This window comes from Streptomyces sp. NPDC050485 (assembly GCF_044458185.1).
GTDB lineage: Bacteria > Actinomycetota > Actinomycetes > Streptomycetales > Streptomycetaceae > Streptomyces.
Genome location: NZ_JBITHR010000066.1, coordinates 1 through 6,592, shown reverse-complemented (window position 1 = coordinate 6,592; position 6,592 = coordinate 1). Strand labels below are relative to the sequence as shown.

Genomic DNA, 6,592 nt, shown 5'->3' with positions numbered 1-6,592 from the left:
CCCGAGAGATCTACCGGCTCATTGTCCCCGCAAACCCGGCGGCAGATCCCACAGGACCAGCCCGAGACGCGACTTGACATCCATAGGGGCATCAAACTGACCGAACACCAGCTCGCGCAGCTCGCTGGACTGGACGGGGGAAGCCCGGTGACCCGGCCTGCGGGCCGTCGTTGAACGGGCCGGAGAAGCGCACAAAGGTCCCCGGTTGTCACGTGGCCGGGGCCCCCGTGTCCTCCAGCAGCTCAGCCGGACAGGCGGCCTCCCGGCCGGGAAACCACGGTCGCTCCCGTCGCTGTCCCGCGCCCCCCCCTCGCGCCGGACACTGAGCCGGGCGAGGACCCAACGACGCCCGGCCTCCGGACGAACCAGGCCCTGCTGATGAACAGCCCCGGCCCCGTGACGCTGGGCGTCAGCGGTCGAGACACTCGCTTCCGTGGGTGTGCCCGCAGCCCCGGACACCGCCATGACGACCGGCCGCTGGCACACCAGCCCCCTACCCACAGCCCGGCCTCCTGCCCGGCCCTGGCGGGGCGGGTACAGACGTCGCGGGGCGCGCCGGCTCTGGCTGCTGCCCGGCTCCGTGTCCGCCACCCGGTGACCAGCCCGCCCGCACCCGGGCTGGATAGGGGTACGAGCCGTCAGGGAAAGACGCCGGGGCGGGCGGCCGGCCATCATCAGACCAGCGAGTTGTGAGCGTTCGTCTGAATGAGCGCAATTTGTGACGCTTTGCGTACGGTTCTCGTTCCAGGAGGTGTCCGGTAGATCACGGTCGGACAGGGCGCGGCGGCTGGTGCGGTGCATCGCAAGGCGCCGGAGCATCTCCAATGGGGGTCCCCTCTGACCCTTAAGGCCTTGGAAGAGGAGCTATCGGGATGTTTCGGCAACGCGGCGAGGTGCCGTGCCAGCCGTCCCGACCCCGGCCGTGACCCAACCGGAGACCCCCCAGGGGCGGCAGGTTTCCCACACTGCGGGCCTGTCACCCCTCGTTGATCCACCGAATGGGAGCACAACCGTGATCAAGCAGGTACTCGCCGGAGCGGCCTTGGCCACCGCCGCAATGATGGCCATCGCCGCGCCCGCTTCGGCGGCACCCCAGGCCACGAAGACCCCCACCAACGCGCTCCAGAGCGTCCTCGCCGCCCCTCTCGCGCAGGGCTCGACCACGAGCGGCACCGGCTGCGGCTGCGTCGGTGACACCGGCAGCGGCGCCGTGAGCGGCATCACCGGAACTGTGAGCGGCATCACCGGCACTGGCACTGGCACCACCGGCACCACCGGCACCACCGGCACCACCGGCACCGACACCACCGGTGCCATGGGCAACGGTGCCAGGGACTTCGGGACCCGCAATGGTGACACCTCCATCGGCGGCGAGGCGGGCGGCATCCTCAACACCTACGGCGCCTCCCTCATCAACGTCGACGGACGCTGCCTGGTCCCGCTGCCCGAGGGCGAGGGCATCGGCGGACACGGCCTCGGCGGCCCCAAGTCCGCCTGCAACCTCGCACCCGTCGACCAGTACCAGGCCCCGCAGAAGCTCCTCTGACCGCGGTCGACCTCCGTACCCCTTCACGGTCCCGGCCCGCAGCACCCCTGCGCGGGCCGGGACCGCCGCCAGCACGAAGTACCGCTCGGGGTGTGGGTCCCAACCAGAAGAATCGCCGGGACAAGCTGAATGGGGAGCAGCTCGCCGAGCTCCGACTCGACTGGACGGAGGAAGCCGGGTGACATGGCCTGCAAAGGCTCGTTAAACCCGGCGGTCAGGGTTGAAGTGCCCGAGGGTCAGGGGGTCCGGACACAGCCCCGGGACCCTGCACGGTCAAGGCCCCGCGCCGCCGGGAATGCGCGTCCAGGCCCAGCAGTGAGCAGCACGCCGCGCCCGGGATGAATGGAGTGCAGGCCGTTAGCGTGACGGGTGTCCGGGGCGGGTGGCTGGCAACCTTGCCGGTGCCGAAACGTCCGCCCCGGACACTCCGGCCCAGACGCCGCCCCCCCCAGTGGCCCAACGAGCCCGACCGCCGTCGCCGCGGATGTCACCGACGCGGCCCGTACGTCACCGTGTTGACGTACGGCACTGCTCGCAGGTCCCGGTAGCGGACCAGCTCGGCACGCCAGCGCCCGTAGAGGCGCTCCGTCATCGCGGCGCCGTCGCCCTGGCCGTGGTGGATGTGCCACAGCCCGTCCTCCGCCCTCGCCCTGAGCATCGCGCCCCCGCCCCCGCCCCCGCCCTGAGCATCGCAAGGTAGCCCGTGCAGTGGTGCGCGTAGTCGTTCCCGCAGTCCTTCACCTCACCCGGCAGGCACTCCCGCGTGTCCATGCCGCACTGCCGCAGGACCTCCCGCAGATGCAGCGCGCAGCCCTTCCACGCCTTCGCATCCCGGAATCCGCCCTGAGCGTCGTCATGCCGTACCAACGAGCCCAAGCAGCCCCCGGCAGCACCAACGACGGGTGACAACCCGCAGTTGCCGGTGACAAGCTGCAACCATCCGCGTCACGGTCCTTCCGGTCCGAAAGGGCCGAGGACCATCTCGTTGCCGGGCACGCAGCACTCGTACACATCAGTCCACTCCCCTCGCCAGCCCGGCCGTCCAAGGTCGCGCTCGGCGTCGGCCAGGACGAGTACGGCCCGGTTCCACTGCACCGCGGCCACACCAACGGCCGCCGTCACATCCCGCGCAGCGAGCCGGGCGAACTGCCTTCAGCAACAGCCGGATCGACGGCCAGCGCGGCGGGCGGTACGGTGCAGACGTCGCACACGGCCTGGTGGACGACGGCGCGCACCGCGTCCACGTCCAGGACCCGGCCGCCGCTGCTCTGTTCGAGGACTGCCAGCCGCCGGGTGATCGGGGCCGCGACCTGATCGGCACAGCCCGCGACCGCCAGAAGAGCCCGCGGGGACAACCCGAAATCGACCACCACCGCCCCGCCCGCGCTGTCGCCACTGCCGGAGACGCTGTCTCGCCTGCGAGACAGACCCGAATCCGACCCCGCAAGATCTGCGGCGGTGACAGCCGCGCGGATCACACCGGCCGCGCGGGCCATGTCGAGCAGCCGGTACGCCTGCGCCCGGCTGATACCGAACTCCGCTTCGCAGTACGCCGCCCACGACGGCTGCGACAGAGCAACCCACACACTGGCCTCGGCGTCCTGGTCCTGCTCGGCGTCCGCGTCGACGGCACCAAGGAGCTGATCGCGTCGGCGGAGCGGCTGCGGGAGTCCACCGAGTCGTGGGCTGACCTGCTGCGCGACTGCCGCCGCCGCGGCATGCGCGACCCGGAGCTGGTCATCGGCGACGGTGGCAATCCGGCAGCGGCCCTGGCCATGACGTTCAGCGGCCCTGGCCATGGTGTTCAAGCTCGTCGAGTCCGCTCAGACGCGATGGCGCGCGAACACCGGCGCCCACCTGGTGCCCCTGGTCCGGGCCGGCGCACGGTTCGAGAACGGTGTCCTGGTCGAGCGATCCGAGGTGGCCGCGTGAAGGGTATGTCTGCTGCCCTGGAAGCCCTGACCCACCACGAGGCCAGTCCGGTGATCTATGGTCACGCCCATGACCAGGACCACGCCGCCCCGACCATTGGATGTCGAAGAACTCTTCCCGAGGCTCTCTGACTACCGTGGGGTGACGACCCGGCTTCACCCTCGGGCCGGGTGCCCGGACGCCTCGGCCAGCTCGGTCGGCGGTCCGCTGCTCTGGCCCGCGGACGAGCCGTGGCCGATGTGCACCGAGCCGCACCGACGAGGGCGCGGCTACCGCATCGCGGACATCCGCCGACAGCGTCAGTTGCTCGCCGAGGCCTGGGCGCGCGACCCGGCCCCGGGGCCGACGGACGATGAGCGGGTCCTGCTGAAGGAACTGGGACGGAAGCACCGCCTGCCGGACGTCGCGGACACCGATCCGGTCCCACTGATCAGCCTCGTCCAGCTGTACCGGCGGGAGGTGCCGGGCCTGCCTGCCAGGCCGGATGGCTGCGATCTGCTGCAGGTGCTCTGGTGCCCGTTCGAGGCGCACGGTCCGAGCGGCCACGGCCTGGCCCTGCACGTGGTCTGGCGTCGGTCCGAGCAGGTGGGCGAGCCGCGCAGCGCCGCACCGAAGCCGCTGCTGGTCGGCTTCGAGGGCTCGGTGCCCGAGCCCTGCCTGCTGCACCCCGAGCAGGTGACCACCTATCCCTACGTCGGAACGCTGCCCGCGCGCCTGCAGTCCAGGATCGGCGCCTGGGAGGAGAGGCAGGAGCGGAACGCGGACAAGGACCCGGACACCGACGTGCTCACCTACCAGCACGACCTGTCGATCCCGCCCGGCTACCGCGTCGGTGGCTTCGCCTCCTGGCACAGCACCGACCCGCACGCCATGGCGTGCGTGGCCTGTGGCACGCCCATGGCCTTGCTGCTGACCCTGGACAGCCGCGAATGGGACGGCTGCATCAGCTGGATGCCGGTCGAGGACCGCCGCCTCCCGGAGCACCTACGGGACCCCCGCCCCGCCCGGCTCGCCTTCGGCAGGTACGGGCTGCTGAACGTCTTCCACTGCCTCGCCGAGCCGGACCATCCGCACCGGTGGAGCATCCAGTAGACACCGCCAGAGTTTCCGCCGAGGGGCCGACCACGAGGTGCGCGAGGAAGCCGAAGACGTAACGCCTCACGGAGATCGAAACGCCTCACGCAGATCATGTGACTTGTCCGGCGGCTCAAGATCCCACGGCTTGATCGGGCTTGAGGCATTTCGTTCACGGATGGGCTAATGCCGCTGGCAGAGGTGCCGGCAACGGGGGTCTTGGGTCCCGGCGTGGTGTAAATCCGTGAGAGCGACGGCGGTGGTCACCAGGTGGAGGGCCGGTCTGATCACCGCCTGGACTGGTGGACGGCCCGAGACGGCATGCTGACAGATGCCGAGTGCCCGGCCGGGCCAGGACGAGCAGGAGGAGCTGGACATGTCCGAAGCAGACGCCGAGGTGCCGGTGTTGATCGTCGGTGGTGGCCCAGTCGGGCTCGCCGCCCGAGTGCTGCTGGAACGCTGGGGCGTGCGGACGCTGCTGGTCGAGAAACACCGCGAGCTGTCACCCTTTCCCCGGGCCCGGCTGGTCAACGTGCGCTCGATGGAGATCTTTCGCCAGCTCGGGCTCACTGCCGAGATCAGGGCCGGCGCGTTCGCGCCGGAGTATGGCCGCATCCGCTTCCGCGACACCCTGCACGACCGCGACTTCGCCTCAGCGGCGATGGTCGGGATCAACGCGCCGGTACCCGAAAGCCCCGTGATCGGCGCGGTCACCTCGCAGGATCGGTTGGAACCCACCCTGCTCGCCGCAGCAGACGCACCGGTGCGGTTCGGGGTCGAGCTCATTGACCTGGCCGAAGAATCCGAGAGCGTGGTGGCCTTCCTCGTCGACCACGAAAGCGGTGAAGAGACACGCGTCCGTGCCCGCTATGTACTCGCCGCCGACGGCGCGAACTCCACCGTCCGGCAGCGGCTTGGAATCGGCACAACCGGTCCCGGAGCGATGGCGGACTTCACCACCGTCGTGTTCGACGCCGATCTCAGCCGCTGGTGCGCCCGCCAGCCCGCAGGCGTCTACTTCACCGCGCACGGCCTATTCGCCCCGCTCTACCCCGAGGGCGGCTGGGCCTGGTTCGTTTCCACACCCGAAGACGCTGTGCACGCCGACTGGTCCGAACTCGTCTCGCACGCCCTCGGCCCCGGGGCCGATGTACAAGCCGACGTGTTGCGGGTCCAGCACTGGGTGATGAACGCGTTCGTTGCCGAACGCTTCCGCCACGGCCGGATCTTACTGACCGGCGATGCCGCGCACGCCATCCCCATCGTCGGCGGCCTGGGCATGAACGCCGGCATCGCCGACGTGCACAACCTGTGCTGGAAACTGGCGGGTGTTCTCCACGGGTGGGCCGGACCAGACCTATTGGACACCTACGAGACGGAGCGACACCCCGTCGCCCACCAGACTCTCCGCCAAGCGGTAGCCAACGCCCAACTCATGCTCCAAGTGCAGAACCGGCGGCGCGACCAGCTCCAAACCAGCGAAGCACCGCCGGCCCAGACCGAACTTCCCTGGTCGGACCAGTACTTCGCCCAACTCGGTCTCGTGCTCGGAGTCACCTACCACTCCGATGCCGTCGTCACCGACAACAGCCCCCCACCCGAGCCGCCCGACAGCGGCACGGACTACGGGCCCACCGCACAGCCGGGCCATCGCATGCCGCACCTTTGGCTCACACACGACCGCTCCACGCTCGACGCCTTCGGTGAATGGTTCACCCTGCTCACTCCCGATCCCACCCACTGGGAGCAACCAACCACCGCACCATGGCCGCTGCACATCGAGACACTTCCCAACGAGCACCTCGACCTCTGTGTCCTCCGCTCACACGGAGCCCTACTCATCCGACCTGACGGCCACATCGGCGCCCGCTGGCCCGACCACCCGCCCAGCGACTCCACCCTCCACCACGCCCTCACCACCATCACCCGCTCAGCACACCTCTAGTAGGACTCCGTTAGGTCTTCCTATTAGTCCTGATCGCGAGCATGTTGGGAGTGTGGACGCACATGAAGTGAACCGTGTCCGGGCGACGTTGGCGT

6 protein-coding genes and 1 pseudogene are annotated in these 6,592 nt (G+C 69.9%); 5 read left to right on the top strand and 2 right to left on the bottom strand.

All coding sequences use genetic code 11. From position 1 onward, the window contains the following. Positions 1–1,012: 1,012 nt before the first annotated feature. Entirely contained in the window at positions 1,013–1,546 is a 534-nt protein-coding gene (locus ACIBK6_RS42220) for a hypothetical protein (protein WP_399058779.1), read from the top strand. Positions 1,547–2,033: 487 nt separating this feature from the next. Here ACIBK6_RS42220 and ACIBK6_RS42215 read toward each other — a convergent pair whose 3' ends face one another. Both ACIBK6_RS42215 and ACIBK6_RS42210 read right to left on the bottom strand, forming a co-directional pair. After that, positions 2,034–2,204, bottom strand: a complete 171-nt coding sequence (locus tag ACIBK6_RS42215; protein WP_399058777.1) for a hypothetical protein — start codon at positions 2,202–2,204, stop codon at positions 2,034–2,036. Positions 2,205–2,491: 287 nt separating this feature from the next. Next, on the bottom strand, positions 2,492–2,650 hold the full coding sequence (locus ACIBK6_RS42210; protein ID WP_399058775.1) for a hypothetical protein: 159 nt from the start codon (positions 2,648–2,650) through the stop codon (positions 2,492–2,494). Positions 2,651–3,138: 488 nt separating this feature from the next. On the opposite strand from ACIBK6_RS42210, the pseudogene ACIBK6_RS42205 reads away from it, so the two are divergent. From ACIBK6_RS42205 to ACIBK6_RS42190, 4 genes and pseudogenes are all read left to right on the top strand, one after another. Continuing rightward, a pseudogene (locus tag ACIBK6_RS42205) lies at positions 3,139–3,297 on the top strand (transposase); the annotation flags it as partial. A 46-nt stretch (positions 3,298–3,343) separates the two neighbouring features. Then, positions 3,344–3,478, top strand: a complete 135-nt coding sequence (locus tag ACIBK6_RS42200; protein ID WP_399058773.1) for a hypothetical protein — start codon at positions 3,344–3,346, stop codon at positions 3,476–3,478. 69 nt (positions 3,479–3,547) lie between these two features. Then, on the top strand, positions 3,548–4,570 hold the full coding sequence (locus ACIBK6_RS42195; protein WP_399058771.1) for a hypothetical protein: 1,023 nt from the start codon (positions 3,548–3,550) through the stop codon (positions 4,568–4,570). A gap of 358 nt (positions 4,571–4,928) precedes the next feature. After that, positions 4,929–6,497 carry an FAD-dependent monooxygenase gene (locus tag ACIBK6_RS42190; protein WP_399058769.1) on the top strand — a complete coding sequence of 523 codons (1,569 nt, stop codon included), beginning with the start codon at positions 4,929–4,931 and terminating at the stop codon, positions 6,495–6,497. Positions 6,498–6,592: the final 95 nt, after the last annotated feature.